Genomic DNA, 15,748 nt, shown 5'->3' with positions numbered 1-15,748 from the left:
CCGGCCGGTCAGACGCTCGGGGCGATGTACTCCTGCCTGAGAGCCCCGCCGAGCGCGTCGCTGATGTACTCGAAGTCGTGGTCGGCAGCCAGGACGGTCATGTCGTTCACCATTGCGTAGGCAGCGATGAGCGTGTCGGTGATGGTGCCCTGGCGCACGTCGATGCCGCGTCGCCGCATAGCCTCCTGCACGTCAAGGACGTCGCTGACCGTGGGGTGCAGCGGTGCGGTGTAGAGCCGGTCCATGCGCCGCCGGTTACGCTCGTACTCCGCCCTGTTCCGAGCGGAACGACAGTACTCGAGCACCTGCGGTGGACAGGCGCTGATGAGGAACCGTTGCTCCAGGTTCTCGATCCGGGTGGCGATGACGCCGTCGTGCGGGAGCCGCTGCCAGAGACTGTTGTCGACGATGAACTCCATCAGTGTTCGGCGTCGTCACGGAAGCGGATGTGCGGTCCGTCGATCTGGTCCAGGGGCAGAGGGTCCGGGTCGTCGATGATCTCGCGGATCACGTCGTGCTGGTTCGCCAGGCCGATGATCCGGTCCCAGCTGCGTTCGATCGCGGCTCGGATACTGTTCGCACCCGTGATCGCCTTGACTTGTTCCAGTTTTGCGAGGTCGATCTCGACCGAGGTCTTGGACGTGTGCGCAATGTGAGTCATCAGGAACCCCCTAGATTGATATCACGGAGGATATCACGTCGGATCGCGGCAACGCCTGTGGGCGCCATGAGGATCGTGTAGTGGTTGACGTCCGCCACCGTCTCGATCGTCAGGGTCGGCGCCCTCGTCGACCATTCAGCCGCGAAGGGTTCCGGGTACATGCCCCCCGGCTCGTCCATCAGGCCGCGCGGCGCGCGGCGCATCGTGACCTCGCCGAGCTCGCCCGTGACGAGCGCCTCCAGGGCGGCCGGGAACGTGTCGCCGGTGTACATGTCGGCGGAGTCGCCCGCGACGGCCTCCGGAGCGGTCGCCGGGCGGAAGGCCGGGGCGCCGTCGGCGGTCCCGCGCGGCGTCGCGATCTCGTCGAGGTCGTAGTCGACGTACTGCTCGATCGTGGGTGTCCACTCGGCGAACGCCGGATGCTCCCGCCAGAAGTCGCGATACGCCTCGCGCGACTCGAACACCCGCGACAGCCGCTCGACCGCCGGGCCCAGCAGCGCGGCAACCACCTCGTCCGCGGTCGCGTCTGCGGGAAGACCCGGCACGGGCTGCAGCGGCAGGCCGCCGTCGACCAGCAGCAGCCGGTCCACCAGGTCCGGGTGCCGGTGCGCGAGCACGACGCCGACGAACCCGCCCATGCTGTGCCCGACGACGGTGACCGGGCCCCCGGCTTCACGATCCGCCGGGCCTGCGCCCGCCTCCGACGCCGAACTCGCCGGCGCCTCCCCGAGCGCCCGTACGACGGCGGCGACGTCGTCCGCGTGCCGCGCCATCCCGAACGGCCCGGGAAGGCCGTTCGACCGCCCGCGTCCGCGCAGGTCCGGCGCGACCACCCGCACCCCGGGCAGCGCCTCGGCCACGGCAGCCCACGCGCGGTGGGAGGCGGTGATCCCGTGGATCGCGAGCACGGTCGGGACCGCGACGGGATCCTGGCGGATCGGGTCCCAGACGCCGACGCGGAGCATGCCTCCGTCGACCGGGACATCGGCGGTCTCGTACGTGTGGGTGGACGCCTGGTTCGCGGACGCCGGCTGCGTCGCCGTGTCTTCCTGCGCGGTCATGCGGACTCCCCTGGCTCGTCGAGCGGGTGGGGCGTGGCCGCGGTAGGCGCCAGCGCACGCTCGATGAAGGTCATGGCCTGCTCGAACACCTCGGGCGGAACCTTGGACGGCGGACCGTCGGGATCGACGTCGGGCCCCCACAGGACCCAGCGCATCCCGACGATCTCGCCGATCCCCATGAGCGCCCACGCGGCGACCTCGGGATCGATGTCCCCGATCTGCCCGTCCGCGCGCGCCTTGGCGAGACCCGTCTGGTAGCCCTCGACGATCCGGGTGTAGTGACGCTTCAGAGCGCCCGGCGAGACGAACTCGGCCTGCCGGACGATCCGGTAGAGCGCCGGATGGTCGGCGGTGAACCGGAAGAACGCCGCGAAGCCTGCCCGCTCGGCCGCGATCCGCCCCTCCGCGGCCGAGGACGCCTCGATCATGGCGTGCCGCACCCTCCGGTTGAGATCGTCCACGACCTCGTCGAACACCTGGATCTTCGACGAGAAGTACAGGTAGAACGTGCCCTGCCCGACGCCGGCCGCCTGAGTGATCTTCACGATCGAGGCGTCGTGGTAACCGATCTCGGCGAACACCTGCTCTGCCGCCTCCAGGATGCGAGCACGCGTGCGCTGCCCCTTGGTGACCTTCTCCTCGTTCATCACGCCTCCCTCGTCGTGTCGCCGGCCGCCCGGCCCACCGCCGTCGTGCCCCTGCGCGTGCCCGTGCCGGTCGCGGGCGGTGTCACGCCTGGCCCCAGCGCCGACCTCATCACCTTGCCCAAGCCGGATCGTGGCAGGCCGGACACCATCTCGACGGATTTCGGCACCTTGAAGTGCGCCAGCCTGCCGCGGCAGAACGCGGTCAGCTCCTCGGCGTCGGTGAGCACTCCGGCGCGCGGCACGACGAACGCCGCACCGACCTCGCCCCAGCGCTCGTCCGGCACCCCGACCACGGCGGCGTCCGCCACGCCCGGATGCTGCCGGAGCACGGTCTCCACCTCCGCGGGTGTCACGTTCTCCCCGCCGGTGATGAACACGTCCTTGAGCCGGTCCAGGACGCGGTAGCACCCCTCGTCGTCGCGCTTCACCAGGTCGCCGGTGCGCAACCAGTCCCCCGCGAACACCTCCGCGGTCGCGTCGGCGTCCCGGAAGTACCCGGCGAACACGCCCGGTCCGCGCACGAGCAGCTCACCCGTCGCGGCGCCATGGAGGTGCTCCCCGGTAGCCGGGTCCGCGAGCGCCACCTCGACGTGCGGGTAGGGCATCCCGGCCCAGCCCACCCGGTCGCGGGCGACGTCGTCCGGCAGGCACAGCACGTTCGGCCCGGCCTCGGTGAGGCCGTAGCCCTGGGTCAGCGCGACGCCGCGGCGGTGCCATGCGCGCAGCAGGGCGTCCGGCATGGGCGCCCCGCCGACGACGGCGTGCTCCAGCGACGACAGGTCGGCGTCCGCGAACCCGGGATGTTCGGCGAGCATGAGGTAGTTGGTGGGGACGCCCATCATCGTGGTCACCCGCCGATCGGCGATGAGCTGGAGCACCCGGCCCGGTTCGAAGGTGCGCTCCAGGACGACGGTCGCCCCGCTCCACCAGGCGAGGAGCGGCTGGATGTTCCATCCGCCCACGTGGAACTGCGGCAGCACGGACAGCACCACGTCGCGGCTGGTCAGCTCGACCGTGCGGGAGAGCGAGAGGTTGTTCCAGAAGCAGTTGGCGTGGGTGAGCAGCGCACCCCTCGGCTGTCCGCCGGTCCCGGAGGTGAAGACGAGCAGCAGCGGGTCGTCGTCGCGGACGGCCCTGCCCGACGGCGGCTCGTCGTCCGCCGGCCGTCTGCCCGGCACCCTCGTCTCGTCGGCGAGCACGGCCCTGCCCGACGGCGGCCGGGGTTCCTCTCCCGGGGGCGGTCCGTGGCCCGCGGCCGGCCGCCTCGGGTCGGCCGCGGGCGGCGGCGCCGCGGTCCCGAGGGCTGGGGGCGGGACGTGCCGCTCCACCCCGCCGACACCTGGCTCCGCCCGTCCCGGCGGGAGGGGAAGCCGTTCCAGGGCAGCGTCGGCCAGCACGGCGAACTCCTGCTCGACGACGACGAGCGCCGGGTCGGTCAGTGCGAGCTGGTCGGCCAGCTCGCGCGGCGCCAGCCGCCACGAGAGCGGCGCGAGCACGAGTCCTGCGTGCGCGCAGGCGAAGAACAGCACCACGTGATCGGCGCTGTTCCCGGTGATCGTGGCGATCCGCGCGCCCGCTCCGTACCCGGCGGCCCGGAACCGTCCCGCCAGGGCGGTGGCACGTTCGTGCAGGTCGCGGTAGGTGAGGGTGACGCCGCGGTCGTCGACCGCGACCCGGTGCGGGGTGGTGCGGGCACGGTCGCAGGTCCAGCGGCCGAGCGTGTGCAGGCCGTCGTCCTCCACCACCGCCGGCAGCGCTCCCGCCTCGGACGGCGTCACGAGGGCACCGCCTCGGCCGTGGGCCGTGCGTCCGGACCGGCAGAGTCCGCGCGATCCCGCGGACTGCGGGAGCCTCGTCGTCGGACACGATCCGCCGCACCCGCGATGCCACCAGGGAGGAACATGACGACCAGGATGAAGCACGTGCCCAGCAGGAACATCGGTTCGGACAGCGGGACGCGCAGCACGGCGGGCAGTCCCGCCACCGCCTCGGAGCCCGCGAGCTCGCTCAGCCGCTGGTCCAGCACCGTGTAGAGCACGGCTCCCACGATCGCACCCCAGCGCGATCCCACGCCGCCGAGGACGACCATGACCAGGATGGTCAGCGTGAAGTCGGCGGTGGACACGGTCGGCGACGCCCCCGACTGGAGCAGGAGGTAGGCCATCCCGACCGCCGTGGCGAGCGTGGCGGCCAGGACGAACACCACGAGCTTGACCACGTAGGGCTGTCCGCCGATGATCCGTACCCGCACCTCGTTCTCGCGCACGGCCGCGGCCATGTGCCCCGTACGGGACCGCTCGATCCACAGCGTCACCAGGTACGTGACGATCAGCATCCCGAGGGCGACCCAGTACAGGTTGCGGGTGTCGGCGACGCCGACGAGGGCGGCGGGTACGCCGGCGGTGGCGAGCGCGAGCCCTTCCTCTCCGCCGGTGACGTCGCCCGGGTCGCGCCGCACCAGTACGTTGCCGGCCTGCGCGAACGCGAGCGTGACCATGGCGAACGAGATCCCGGTGACCCGCAGCGAGATCGCGCCGATGGTTCCGGCCAGCAGCACGCCGCCCGCGAGCACGACGGCGGCCGCCGGGAGCAGCGGGATGTCGGTGTACTCCAGCACCACGGCGAGCCCGTACACCCCGGCCGCGAAGTAGAGGGCGTGGCCGAAGCTGAGCAACCCGACCAAACCGATCAGCAGGTGGTAGGTCAGGGCGAGCGCGGCGGTGAGCCAACACAGGCCGAGCAGCTGCAGCGTGCCGGGCTCGTACGTGTAGCCGGGCAGGATCCCGGGGACGGTGAGGGCGAGCAGCGGCAGGCAGGCCAGGAGGGCGACGACGGCCACCGGGCCCGCCACGCGGGTCAGCGCGGTGCCGACGGGAGACGCCGTCGGGAGGCCGGGGGTGGGGGTCGCGGCGTTCATGCGGTTCTCCTTCCCATCAGGCCGGACGGTCGCACGAGCAGCACGAGCGCCAGGAGCAGCACGACGATGAAGTCGCCCGTGTTGGCCCAGTAGTAGTTGGCCAGCTGCTGCAGCACGGCGACGACGACGGACGCGACCGCCGCGCCCGGCAACGAGCCCATGCCGCCGATCACGGTGACGATGAACGCGAAGATCAGCAGACTCGCCCCCATGTGCGGGGACACGTAGTTCAGTGACTGCGTGGCGAGCACGCCGCCCAGTCCGGCGGCCGCGCCGCCGACGGCGAAGACCACCGTGAACGCCGTGCGGACGTCGATGCCGAGCGCGGTCACCATGGCCCGGTTCTCCACGCCCGCGCGGATGATCAGGCCGTACCGCGTGTACCTGAGGAACGCGACGATCGCGCCCAGCACCAGCGCCGCGGCGAGGATGTTGAGGAACGCGGTGTTCGGGATGCGCGCGCCGAGAACCTCCGTGGTCCGCGTGAGCCACTCGGTCCGCCGGACGGTGCGCGGGTTCGGTCCCCAGATCCCCTCGAACAGGGCCACCGTGGCGAGCGCGAGACCGACCGTGACGAGAACCTGTTCGATGTGCCGCTCGTACAGCGGCCGGATGAGGCCCAGCTCGGTGGCGGCCGCCGCGGCGGCTCCGGTGAACGCGCCGACGAGAAGCCCGAGCGCCAGCCCGCCCCAGGTGTCCTGCCCGACGGCGCCGGCCGCGGCCAGCCCGGCGAACGCCCCGAGCGTGAGGAACGAGCCGTGCGCGAAGTTGAGGATGCCCATCAGCCCGTAGATCAGCGACAGGCCCGATGCCACGAGGAAGTACAGGCCGCCCAGGCCGATGCCCGTGACGAGCAGGAGAACGAGAGTGCTCATCGTGCGCCCTCCTTCTCGTGTCCGACGGCGGTCGCGGCCGGGTCGGTCTGCGGCGTCTCGACGCCGTCGGCGTGCACGCCGAGCAGGCGCTGGATCAGGTCGGGGTCGCCGAGCAGCTCGGGTGCGGGCCCGGTGTGCACCACGCGGCCGGCGTCGATCACGACGACGCGCTCCGCGAGCCGCTCGATGACCTTGAGGTTCTGCTCGACGAGCAGGATCGGGACGGTGCGGGCGGCGGTGGCGAGCGCCCCGGCGACGTCGTCGACGATCCGCGGTGCGAGCCCCTTGGTGGGCTCGTCGACCAGGAGGAGCCGGTTGTCGTTGAGCAGCGCGCGGGCGAGCGACAGCATCTGCTGCTGCCCTCCGGACAACGTCCCGGCGCGCTGCTGGGCACGCCGGACCAGGTCCGGGAACAGCGCCTCGACGAGGCTCCGGCCCTCCGGCGTCGTCCCGTGGGGACCGGGTCGCTCCGCGAGCCGCAGGTTCTCGGCGACCGTCAGCCCGGCGAACACCTCGCGGTCCTCCGGCACGTAGCCGACGCCGCGGCGCACGATCCGCTCGGTGCGGTCGCCGTCCACGCGGTCGCCGTCGAGCAGCACCTCGCCGGTGCGCTCGATCAGCCCGAGGATCGCCCGGAGCGTGGAGGTCTTGCCCACGCCGTTGCGGCCGAGCAGTGCCGTGACGCCGGTGGCCGGCACCGTGAAGCTGACGTCGTGCACCACCTCCTGCCCGGCGATCCGCGCGGACAGGCCGCTCACCTCCAGGACGGTCGCGCTCGTTCGGTCCGCGCCCTCGGCCGCGTCGTTCGCCGGTGTCGCACTCATGCCAGGTCTCCCAGGTACGCGGTCTGCACGGTCTCGTCCGCCATGACCCTCTCGGGCGTGTCGCAGATCAGCAGCTCGCCGTGGTGCATGACGGCGACGCGGTCGGCCAGGCCGAGCACCACGTCCATGTGGTGCTCGACCATCATCACGGTGCGTCCGGTGGCCTTGATGTCGCGGATCACCTGGACGAGGTCCGGGACGTCCGCCGTGCCGAGCCCGGCCATCGGCTCGTCGAGCAGCACCACCGACGAGCCCATCGCCAGCAGCACCGCGATCTCGAGCTTGCGCTTGTCGCCGTGGGACAGGTCGCCCGCTGCGGCGCCGGACCGGTGTGCCAGGCCGACGGTGGCGAGGTGTTCGGCCGCCTCCGCGGAGGCGGCGTCGTCCCGCCGCGGGAAGGAGAGGACCGAGAGCGAGCCGCCACGGCGGCGCTGGGTGGCGAGCCGGACGTTCTCCACCACTGTCAGGCGCGGGAACAGGCTCGACGTCTGGAACGTCCGGCCCAGTCCGGCGCGCGACCGGGCGGCGACGGCAGCCCGGGTGACGTCGGCACCGTCCAGCAGCACCTGTCCGGCCGTGGGCCGGTGGATGCCGCTGATCAGGTTGAACAGCGTGGTCTTGCCGGCGCCGTTCGGCCCGATGACGCCGACGAGCTCCCCTGGCGCGACCCGCAGGTCGACGCCGATCAGGATGCGGGCGCCGCCGATGGTCAGGCCCAGTCCCCGCACCTCCAGGGCCGGGGTACCCGGGGCGCCCCCACCTCCGCCGTCGGGCGCCGGCCACGTTCCGGCGGCCGTGGCCGCCGAGCCGTCTCGCACCTGCCGCGTCGTGGTGCCCGGCTCGCCTCCCACGGCCTCAGCCCGCCTCGGCCGGGGCGACGGCCTCGGCGTCCACGGTCTCGACGAGCTCCGGCACCCACTCGTCGCCGTCGGCGACGAGGCCCGCCTGGTACATCGGCTGGATGAGGGCGTGGTCCGAAGCGCGCACGGTGGTGGCGCCCTTGGGACCCTCGAACTCGTAGCCCTCGAGCGCGGAGACCATCCCGTCGACCTCACCGCCGCCCTCGGCGACGGCGTGCACGATCATCTGGGCCGCGGCGAAGCCGTCCGGGGTGAACAGGTCCGGCGTGCCGCCGGCCGCCTGGACGGCGTCGATCATGACCTGCTCGGTGTCGGTGCCCGCGGCACCGGCGAAGTAGTGGCCGAGGAAGGAGACCTTCTCCGCGGCGTCGCCGTACGCGCCGTAGGTGGAGACGTCTCCGAGGCCTGTCACCACCGTGGTCGTATCGAGCACGCCCTGCTGGTCGAGACCTTCCCACATCGCCCCGGACGTCCCGCCCGCCCAGGCGACGAACACCATGTCGGCCTCCGCGTCGAGCACCTTCTTCGAGAAAGGCGTGAACTCCGTGGCGTCCTCCGGCACGAGCACGGCGGAGACCTCGGCGCCCTGCGCGCCGAGCACGGCCTCGACGGCGGCGAGGTTGCCCTGGCCGAAGGCGTTGTCCTGCGCGTACACCACGACCTCCGCCCCGTCCGGGTCGACGAAGGTGCCCGCGGCCGCCACGTCCTGCAGGGACTGGCGGCCGCTGCGGAACGTGTAGTCGTTGATGCCGGTCAGCGCGTCGACCGCCGCCGGGCCCGAGACGTACAGCACCTCGTTCTGCTCGGCCTGCTCGGCGATCGCCAGCGCGACGCCGGACACGACGGTGCCGCCCAGGATCTGGTAGCCCTTGCCGATCAGGTCCTTCGCGGCCGACACGCCCTTCTCGGGGTCGCCCGCGTCGTCGACGTAGGTGACGTTCAGCTCGCGGCCGCCGACCTCGCCGGTGCCACCGGTCGCGTGGTCCAGCCCGGCCTCGAAGCCCTGTTTGTAGGCCGCGCCGTAGGCTGCCAGGGCGCCGGACTCGGAGTAGATGATGCCGATGTCGATCGGCGCGGTGTCCTCGCCGGAACCGGCGGAACCGTCCGCCGCGCCCGGCGCGCAGGCCGCGAGCGCCAGGCCGCACGCCACGACCGCGGCGAGCGCGTGGAGGGACTTCTTCGTCCGCATGACTCTGCCCTTCTTCGGGTTTCGCTCGCCTCCTGGCCGGGTCTGGGGGGACACCGGAAAACTGAGAGGCGATTCAGGTTTTGGAATCATGATGCCCCGGCAGGGCCCGTGTCAACTCCGCGGCGCAAAAAGTTGACAGGTGATTCAGGTCACAGATATTGTCCCGTCGCGTCCGGCCGGCCCTGCCCGACGACGTGCGGGCCGGCACACCTCAACGAGGAGGTACGCCATGAAACGCCTGATCAGCGCCGCTACGGCGCTGGCCCTGGCCCTCGCGGGAGGCGCGCTCGCGGTTGCCGTCGCCCCTGCCGCGACGGCCGGCATCGCCTGCCCGCCGCCCTTCGACGTCCTGCCCGGCTGCGAGCCGGCCGACGGCGACTCGGCGGACGCCGGCACATCCGCGGAGGCCGGGAGCTGGTCCAGCCGGACCGCCGGCGGGATGACCACCCAGCTGTACGTGCCGTCGTCGGCCCCGGCGATCCCCGCAGGGCGGGCCCTGACGATCAACCTGCACGGTTGCGTGCAGACGTCGTCGGACCTGCGCAGCGGTGGCAACTGGGAGTCCACGGCCGACGCCTACGGCATGGTCGTCGCGGTGCCGGCGGCGCCCGACGGCGGCGTGATCGCCGGCTGCTGGGACTACTACGACACGAACCATTCGCGCACGTCGCCCGGCAGGCACGACGACAACCTGCTCGCCCTCGTGGACGAGCTGCTCGCGGACACCTCGCTCGGCATCGACGCGGACCAGGTGTACCTCACCGGGCTCTCGTCGGGCGGCGGCGAGACGCTCGTGATGGGCTGCCTGGCCCCGGACGTGTTCGCCGGGATCGGGAGCAACGCGGGGCCGGCGGTGGGCACGTCGTCGCTCGAGATCTCCTACGTCGCCACGACGCAGGCGGAGGCGACGTCGGTCTGCCAGGACTTCGCGGGCACGGCCTCGGGATCGTTCGGCACCCAGCTCACCTCGGTGGTGTACGGCTCGGACGACAGCACGGTCGCACCCGGCTACAACCCGCTGAACGCGCAGGTCATGGCCGGGATCTACGGCGCGACGAGCGAGTCGTCGTTCTCCCTCGGCTCCCTGGAGGGCAGCAACACGAGCGGGTCCGGCATGCTGTGGTCCGACGCCGACGGGCCGCGGGTGTCGCTGATCCAGAACACCGGTCTGGGACACAACTGGCCGGCCGGCGGCGGGCCGGGCGGCTCGTACATCTCGACGAACTCGATCAACTACCCGGCCTACGTGACCGGGTTCTTCTTCGAGAACAACCGCCGGGCCGACCGGTCGGGCGAGCCGACGCCGGAGCCCACGGAACCGTCCCCGGAGCCGAGCGGCCCCGAGCCGACCGATCCCGGCGCGTACTGCGGTTCCGCCACGAACGCGGCCCACGAGGCCGCGGGCCGCGCGGTGTCATACGGCGTCAACCCCTACAACCCGTACTACGCGAACGGTTCCCTGGACTACATGGGCCAGGGCGACACGACGGTCACGACCCTGTCGGAAACTTCCCCGGACCGCTTCGACGTCGTCCCCTCCTGCTGACCGCCCGCCCACCACCGGGCGGCGACCACCGGGCGGCGACCACGCCATTTCGCCTCGTGGGAACGCGACCACGAGGCGAAATGGCGTGGTCGCGGCCTGACGCCGGCCCTGCGGGGGTCATTCCGGGGCGTGGCGGTCCAGGAAGGAGTAGACCTCGCGGGTCTCCACGCCCGGGAAGGCGCCCGCCGGCATCGCCGCGAGCATCGAGGCGTGGGGACGCGCGGAGGGCCACGCGTAGTCCTCCCACTTCTCGGCCAGGTCCGACGGCGGCCTGCGGCAGCAGGACTCGTCGGGGCAGCGGGACTGGTCGCGGTGCGTGGTCTCACGCCCGGCGAACCACTTGACGTGCGCGAACGGCACTCCCACCGAGACCGAGAACGCGCCGTCCTGCGTGTTCTCCACGCGGGACGTGCACCAGTAGGTACCCGACGACGTGTCCGTGTACTGCGCGTACGGGTTGAACTTGTCCTCCACGCCGAAGACCACGCGCGCGGTCCACTTGCGGCACACGTACTGCCCCTCGACCGCGCCGAGCGGGTCGGCGGGGAAGCTCACGCCGTCGTTCTCGTAGGCCTTGTGCAGGATCCCCGACTCGTGGACCTTCATGAAGTGCACCGGGATGCCGAGGTGCCTGGTCGCGAGGTTCGTGAAGCGGTGGGCGGCGGTCTCGAAGGAGACGGCGAACGCGTCCCGCAGGTCCTCGATCGCGATGGTCTTGGTGTCCTTCGCGTCGCGCAGGAACTTCACGCCCGTCTTCTCGGGCACGAGCAGTGCCGCGGCCAGGTAGTTCGCCTCGACGCGCTGGCGCAGGAAGTCGCCGTAGTCCTGCGGCTCGGTGTGCCCGAGGATGTGCGAGGCCAGGGCCTGCAGCATCGCGGACCGCGTGTTGGACCGGCCGCGCGGCCCACCCGCCGGCAGGTACAGGCGGTGGTTGCGGTTGTCGATCACCGACCGCGTGGAGTGCGGCAGGTCCGGCACGTAGTGCAGCGTGAAGCCGAGGTTCTCGGCGATCTCGGCGGCGATCCGCTGCGGCAGCGGCCCGCCGGTGTGCCCGACGTCGTCCAGCAACTCCCGGGCCACCTCCTCCAGCTCCGGGATGTAGTTGTCGGACGCGCGCATCTCGGCCCGCAGCTCCGCGTTGGCCCGGCGCGCTTCCTCGGGCGTGAGGGCTCGCTCGGCGTGCAGGCGTTCGAGCTCGCGGTTCAGCCCGAGGATGGTGCGCAGGGCATCGTCGGGCAGAGACTTGCCGATCCGCACGCCGCCGAGGCCGAGGGCCGCGAAGAGCGGCCCGCGCTGCACGCGGCCCAGCTCGATCTCGAGGGCGTCGCGTTCCGACGGCGGTGTGGGGTCGAGCAGGTCGTCGACGTTCGCGCCCAGCGCCCGCGCGATGGACTGCAGCTGCGAGAACTTGGGCTCGCGTTTCCCGTTCTCCAGCGCGCTGACCTGTGACGGCGCGCGCCCGATCGCGGCGGCGAGTTCCTCCAGCTTCATTCCCTGCCGGGTACGCAGGAAGCGGATCTGGCGACCGATCGTCAGCGCGTCGGGCTCGGCCTCCGGAGGACCGGCCAGTGCGTTTCGCTCGGTTCCGCGTTTCGACGTCGTCGTGGGCATACCCGAGGGTGACACACCGGAATCGTTCCGTCCAGCAGAAGTTCGCGGATATTTCTATCGAGTTCCAGTAGATCTGGAGCGCTTCAATGACAGAAGGTCGAATCAGTCCCAGCAGGAGAAGGCAAACCAGGAGGTACCGCCATGACCGCTCCGACCATCGTCACCCGCCGTAATCTTCCGGGGGCCGCGAGCCCTCAGGCCGCCGACGGCACCCCCGCCGACTCGCCGGCCACCACGCGCCCGGGCGACCAGGTGACCACAGCCGAGGCGCTGGCCGAGAGCTGGGCGAGCGACCCGCGCTGGGCCGGCATCGAGCGGACCTTCACCGCCGAGGACGTCGTCGCGCTGCGCGGGTCCGTCGGCGAGGAGCACACGCTGGCCCGCCGGGGCGCCGAGCGCCTGTGGCGGCAGCTCCACGAGGAGGACTTCGTCAACGCGCTCGGCGCGCTGACCGGTAACCAGGCCGTGCAGCAGGTCAAGGCGGGCCTGCAGGCGATCTACCTGTCGGGCTGGCAGGTGGCCGGGGACGCGAACCTCGCGGGCCAGACCTACCCCGACCAGTCGCTCTACCCCGCCAACTCCGTGCCGGCCGTGGTGCGCCGCATCAACAACGCGCTGCTGCGCGCCGACCAGATCGACGTGTCGGAGAACGGCACGGCCACCCGCGACTGGCTGGCCCCGATCGTCGCCGATGCCGAGGCCGGGTTCGGCGGCCCGCTCAACGCGTACGAGCTGATGAAGTCCATGATCACCTCCGGCGCAGCCGGCGTGCACTGGGAGGACCAGCTCGCCTCCGAGAAGAAGTGCGGCCACCTGGGCGGCAAGGTGCTCATCCCCACCCAGCAGCACATCCGCACGCTGAACGCGGCCCGCCTCGCGGCCGACGTCGCGGACGTGCCGTCCGTGGTCATCGCCCGCACCGACGCCGAGGCCGCCACCCTCATCACGTCCGACGTCGACGAGCGGGACCGCCCGTTCATCACCGGCGAGCGCACCGCCGAGGGCTTCTACAAGGTGACCAACGGCATCGAGCCGTGCATCGCCCGCGCGAAGGCGTACGCCCCGTACTCCGACCTGATCTGGATGGAGACCGGCACCCCGGACCTGGAGCTCGCGCGGAAGTTCGCCGAGGCCGTCAAGGCGGACTTCCCGGACCAGATGCTGAGCTACAACTGCTCGCCGTCGTTCAACTGGAAGAAGCACCTCGACGACGACACGATCGCCAAGTTCCAGCGCGAGCTGGGCGCGATGGGCTTCACGTTCCAGTTCATCACCCTGGCGGGCTTCCACGCGCTGAACTACTCGATGTTCGACCTGGCGCACGGCTACGCCCGCGAGCAGATGACGGCGTACGTCGAGCTGCAGGAGCGCGAGTTCGCCGCCGAGGAGCGCGGCTACACCGCGACCAAGCACCAGCGCGAGGTCGGCACCGGCTACTTCGACCGCGTGTCCACCGCCCTCAACCCGGACTCGGCCACGACGGCGATGTCGGGTTCCACGGAGTCGGCCCAGTTCTGACGTGACGAAGGACGCAGCGCAGGTCGCGGGCCGAGGCACGCGGCCGAAGCGGAGTCCGAGGAACGTCAGCATCGGTTCTGACGGGTCACGCACCCCCCACCCCACACCCGCCGAGGCAGCCGCTCCGAGCGACGACGGCTGCCTCGGCCGGCCGGCACGACAGCCCGCCCCTCACGCCCTGGAGGACTGACATGACCAGCACGATCGACACACCCGCCCCGCGCACCGCGACTGCGCTCACGGTCGCGACGTCTGGTGCCTTCGGCGTCGTCCCCCGGGGCACCGTGCGGGTGACCGCATCGCTCGGCGAGCGGTACGACGAGATCCTCACGCCCGAGGCGCTCGACTTCCTGGCGCTCCTGCACGACCGCTTCGGCGCGCGCCGGCACGGGCTGCTCGCCGAGCGCGAGCAGCGGCGCGAGGAGATCTCGTCGGGCATCGACCCCGACTTCCGGGCCACGACGCGGCCCGTGCGCGACGACCCGGCATGGCGGGTCGCCGGCTCGGCCGGAGCCCCCGGCCTGGAGGACCGCCGCGTCGAGATCACCGGGCCGACCGACCCGAAGATGACCATCAACGCGCTCAACTCGGGCGCCCGGGTCTGGCTGGCCGACGCCGAGGACGCCTCCTCCCCCACGTGGCGCAACGTCGTCGAGGGTCAGCTCTCGCTGCACGACGCCATCCGCGGCACGCTCGAGCACACCAACGCCGCGGGCAAGCACTACACCCTGCGGTCGTCCCACCTGACCGACCTGCCCACGATCGTGTTCCGCCCCCGCGGGTGGCACCTGGTCGAGAAGCACCTGCGCTACACGGACGCGGACGGGACCACCACCTGCACGTCGGGCGCCCTGGTGGACTTCGGGCTCTACTTCTTCCACAACGCCGCCGAGCTGATCGCGCGCGGCCGCGGCCCGTACTTCTACCTCCCCAAGCTGGAGAGCTACCGCGAGGCCCGGCTGTGGAACGAGGTGTTCGAGACCGCGCAGGAGGCGCTCGGCATCCCGCGCGGCACGATCCGCGCCACCGTCCTCATCGAGACGCTGCCCGCGGCGTTCGAGATGGAGGAGATCCTCCACGAGCTGCGCGACCACTGCGCCGGCCTGAACGCCGGCCGCTGGGACTACCTGTTCAGCGTGATCAAGTGCTTCCGCTCCCGCGGTGAGTCGTACGTGCTGCCGGACCGTGCCCAGGTCACGATGACCGCGCCGTTCATGCGCGCCTACACGGACCTGCTGGTCGCCACCTGCCACAAGCGGGGGGCGCACGCCATCGGCGGGATGAGCGCGTTCATCCCGGACCGCCGCGACCCGGAGGTGACCCGGCGTGCGTTCGAGAAGGTCTCGGCGGACAAGCGCCGCGAGGCCCGCGACGGGTTCGACGGCTCCTGGGTGGCTCACCCCGACCTGATCCCGGTCGCGAAGGCCGAGTTCGACGCCGTCCTCGGCGCCGCCCCGCACCAGATCACACGGTTGCGCGACGACGTCCGGGTGGGCCGGCACGAACTGCTCGACGTCGCCTCGGTCCGCCGCTCCGGCGCCACCGTGACGTCCGAGGGCCTGCGTGCCAACGTGTCGGTCGCGATCCGCTACATCGACTCGTGGCTGCGTGGCACGGGCGCGGCAGCGCTCGACAGCCTCATGGAGGACGCCGCCACCGCCGAGATCTCGCGCTCGCAGGTCTGGCAGTGGATCGCCGCCGGCACGCGGACGGCCGACGACGGGCGGACCGTCACGCGGGACAGGGTCGCGGCCCTCATCCTCGACGTCATCGCCGGCCTCCCCCGGCCGCACGGCCACCGCGTCGACGACGCGGCTGCGATCTTCCGCGCCGTGGCCCTGGGCGACGACTTCCCGTCGTTCCTCACTGTCGGCGCGTACTCCCAGTTCCTGGTGGGCTCCGCGGCGGATCAGCCGTAGGAACCCGCCAGGCGGCACCCCCACTGGATTCTGGGGCAGACAGAACGCACCGCACGGTGCGGGGGTGCCACACCGGCGTCGTCTCCTCCGGGGACGACGCCGGTCGCCGGGTGCGGGCGA

General features: G+C 72.0%; 14 protein-coding genes. 3 read left to right on the top strand and 11 right to left on the bottom strand.

The genetic code is table 11. The annotated features are described in order from the left end of the window. Window positions 1-8: 8 nt before the first annotated feature. From ACYVK5_RS05595 to ACYVK5_RS05550, 10 genes are all read right to left on the bottom strand, one after another. A complete protein-coding gene (locus ACYVK5_RS05595) occupies window positions 9-419 on the bottom strand; it encodes a PIN domain-containing protein (protein WP_460702627.1) in 411 nt (136 codons plus the stop codon). Next, a complete protein-coding gene (locus tag ACYVK5_RS05590; protein WP_460702624.1) occupies window positions 419-661 on the bottom strand; it encodes a hypothetical protein in 243 nt (80 codons plus the stop codon). The genes ACYVK5_RS05595 and ACYVK5_RS05590 overlap by 1 nt, the downstream gene beginning before the upstream one ends. Beyond that, window positions 661-1,722 carry an alpha/beta fold hydrolase gene (locus ACYVK5_RS05585; RefSeq protein WP_460702622.1) on the bottom strand — a complete coding sequence of 354 codons (1,062 nt, stop codon included), beginning with the start codon at window positions 1,720-1,722 and terminating at the stop codon, window positions 661-663. Before ACYVK5_RS05585 ends, ACYVK5_RS05590 begins: the two co-directional genes overlap by 1 nt. Then, window positions 1,719-2,369, bottom strand: coding sequence for a TetR/AcrR family transcriptional regulator (locus ACYVK5_RS05580; RefSeq protein WP_460702621.1), 651 nt, complete (start codon window positions 2,367-2,369; stop codon window positions 1,719-1,721). The genes ACYVK5_RS05585 and ACYVK5_RS05580 overlap by 4 nt, the downstream gene beginning before the upstream one ends. Next, on the bottom strand, window positions 2,369-4,147 hold the full coding sequence (locus tag ACYVK5_RS05575; protein WP_460702619.1) for a class I adenylate-forming enzyme family protein: 1,779 nt from the start codon (window positions 4,145-4,147) through the stop codon (window positions 2,369-2,371). Before ACYVK5_RS05575 ends, ACYVK5_RS05580 begins: the two co-directional genes overlap by 1 nt. Continuing rightward, entirely contained in the window at window positions 4,144-5,286 is a 1,143-nt protein-coding gene (locus tag ACYVK5_RS05570; RefSeq protein ID WP_460702617.1) for a branched-chain amino acid ABC transporter permease, read from the bottom strand. The genes ACYVK5_RS05575 and ACYVK5_RS05570 overlap by 4 nt, the downstream gene beginning before the upstream one ends. Then, on the bottom strand, window positions 5,283-6,161 hold the full coding sequence (locus ACYVK5_RS05565; RefSeq protein WP_460702615.1) for a branched-chain amino acid ABC transporter permease: 879 nt from the start codon (window positions 6,159-6,161) through the stop codon (window positions 5,283-5,285). The genes ACYVK5_RS05570 and ACYVK5_RS05565 overlap by 4 nt, the downstream gene beginning before the upstream one ends. Next, the gene (locus ACYVK5_RS05560) at window positions 6,158-6,985 is read right to left on the bottom strand and encodes an ABC transporter ATP-binding protein (RefSeq protein ID WP_460702613.1); all 828 of its coding nucleotides are present in this window, start codon (window positions 6,983-6,985) and stop codon (window positions 6,158-6,160) included. Before ACYVK5_RS05560 ends, ACYVK5_RS05565 begins: the two co-directional genes overlap by 4 nt. After that, complete coding sequence (locus ACYVK5_RS05555; RefSeq protein WP_460702987.1) at window positions 6,982-7,719, bottom strand: ABC transporter ATP-binding protein; 738 nt, start codon at window positions 7,717-7,719, stop codon at window positions 6,982-6,984. Before ACYVK5_RS05555 ends, ACYVK5_RS05560 begins: the two co-directional genes overlap by 4 nt. A gap of 121 nt (window positions 7,720-7,840) precedes the next feature. Next, window positions 7,841-9,034: a substrate-binding domain-containing protein gene (locus ACYVK5_RS05550; RefSeq protein WP_460702611.1), complete on the bottom strand. Its 1,194-nt coding sequence runs from the start codon at window positions 9,032-9,034 to the stop codon at window positions 7,841-7,843. 229 nt (window positions 9,035-9,263) lie between these two features. Between ACYVK5_RS05550 and ACYVK5_RS05545 the strand changes: the two genes are divergently transcribed. Continuing rightward, window positions 9,264-10,580, top strand: coding sequence for an extracellular catalytic domain type 1 short-chain-length polyhydroxyalkanoate depolymerase (locus ACYVK5_RS05545; RefSeq protein WP_460702609.1), 1,317 nt, complete (start codon window positions 9,264-9,266; stop codon window positions 10,578-10,580). A 117-nt stretch (window positions 10,581-10,697) separates the two neighbouring features. Here ACYVK5_RS05545 and ACYVK5_RS05540 read toward each other — a convergent pair whose 3' ends face one another. After that, window positions 10,698-12,191, bottom strand: coding sequence for a helix-turn-helix domain-containing protein (locus ACYVK5_RS05540; RefSeq protein ID WP_460702985.1), 1,494 nt, complete (start codon window positions 12,189-12,191; stop codon window positions 10,698-10,700). A 141-nt stretch (window positions 12,192-12,332) separates the two neighbouring features. Here ACYVK5_RS05540 and aceA point away from each other — a divergent pair, with 141 nt between their 5' ends. Together aceA and aceB are read left to right on the top strand one after the other, a co-directional pair. Continuing rightward, window positions 12,333-13,709, top strand: coding sequence for an isocitrate lyase (gene aceA, locus ACYVK5_RS05535; protein ID WP_460702606.1), 1,377 nt, complete (start codon window positions 12,333-12,335; stop codon window positions 13,707-13,709). Between the two features lie 191 nt (window positions 13,710-13,900). Then, window positions 13,901-15,628: a malate synthase A gene (gene aceB / locus ACYVK5_RS05530; RefSeq protein ID WP_460702604.1), complete on the top strand. Its 1,728-nt coding sequence runs from the start codon at window positions 13,901-13,903 to the stop codon at window positions 15,626-15,628. The last annotated feature ends 120 nt before the right edge of the window (window positions 15,629-15,748 follow it).

It is taken from the genome of Myceligenerans halotolerans (assembly GCF_054782975.1).
This window is presented reverse-complemented; position numbering and strand designations above follow the sequence as displayed.

Excerpts from the sequence above, each read along its gene's own strand:
- ACYVK5_RS05595 (WP_460702627.1), bottom strand. The coding sequence starts at position 419 with ATGGAGTTCATCGTCGACAACAGTCTCTGGCAGCGGCTCCCGCACGAC.
- ACYVK5_RS05590 (WP_460702624.1), bottom strand. The coding sequence starts at position 661 with ATGACTCACATTGCGCACACGTCCAAGACCTCGGTCGAGATCGACCTC.
- ACYVK5_RS05585 (WP_460702622.1), bottom strand. The coding sequence starts at position 1,722 with ATGACCGCGCAGGAAGACACGGCGACGCAGCCGGCGTCCGCGAACCAG.
- ACYVK5_RS05580 (WP_460702621.1), bottom strand. The coding sequence starts at position 2,369 with ATGAACGAGGAGAAGGTCACCAAGGGGCAGCGCACGCGTGCTCGCATC.
- ACYVK5_RS05570 (WP_460702617.1), bottom strand. The coding sequence starts at position 5,286 with ATGAACGCCGCGACCCCCACCCCCGGCCTCCCGACGGCGTCTCCCGTC.
- ACYVK5_RS05565 (WP_460702615.1), bottom strand. The coding sequence starts at position 6,161 with ATGAGCACTCTCGTTCTCCTGCTCGTCACGGGCATCGGCCTGGGCGGC.
- ACYVK5_RS05560 (WP_460702613.1), bottom strand. The coding sequence starts at position 6,985 with ATGAGTGCGACACCGGCGAACGACGCGGCCGAGGGCGCGGACCGAACG.
- ACYVK5_RS05550 (WP_460702611.1), bottom strand. The coding sequence starts at position 9,034 with ATGCGGACGAAGAAGTCCCTCCACGCGCTCGCCGCGGTCGTGGCGTGC.
- ACYVK5_RS05545 (WP_460702609.1), top strand. The coding sequence starts at position 9,264 with ATGAAACGCCTGATCAGCGCCGCTACGGCGCTGGCCCTGGCCCTCGCG.
- ACYVK5_RS05540 (WP_460702985.1), bottom strand. The coding sequence starts at position 12,191 with ATGCCCACGACGACGTCGAAACGCGGAACCGAGCGAAACGCACTGGCC.
- aceA (WP_460702606.1), top strand. The coding sequence starts at position 12,333 with ATGACCGCTCCGACCATCGTCACCCGCCGTAATCTTCCGGGGGCCGCG.
- aceB (WP_460702604.1), top strand. The coding sequence starts at position 13,901 with ATGACCAGCACGATCGACACACCCGCCCCGCGCACCGCGACTGCGCTC.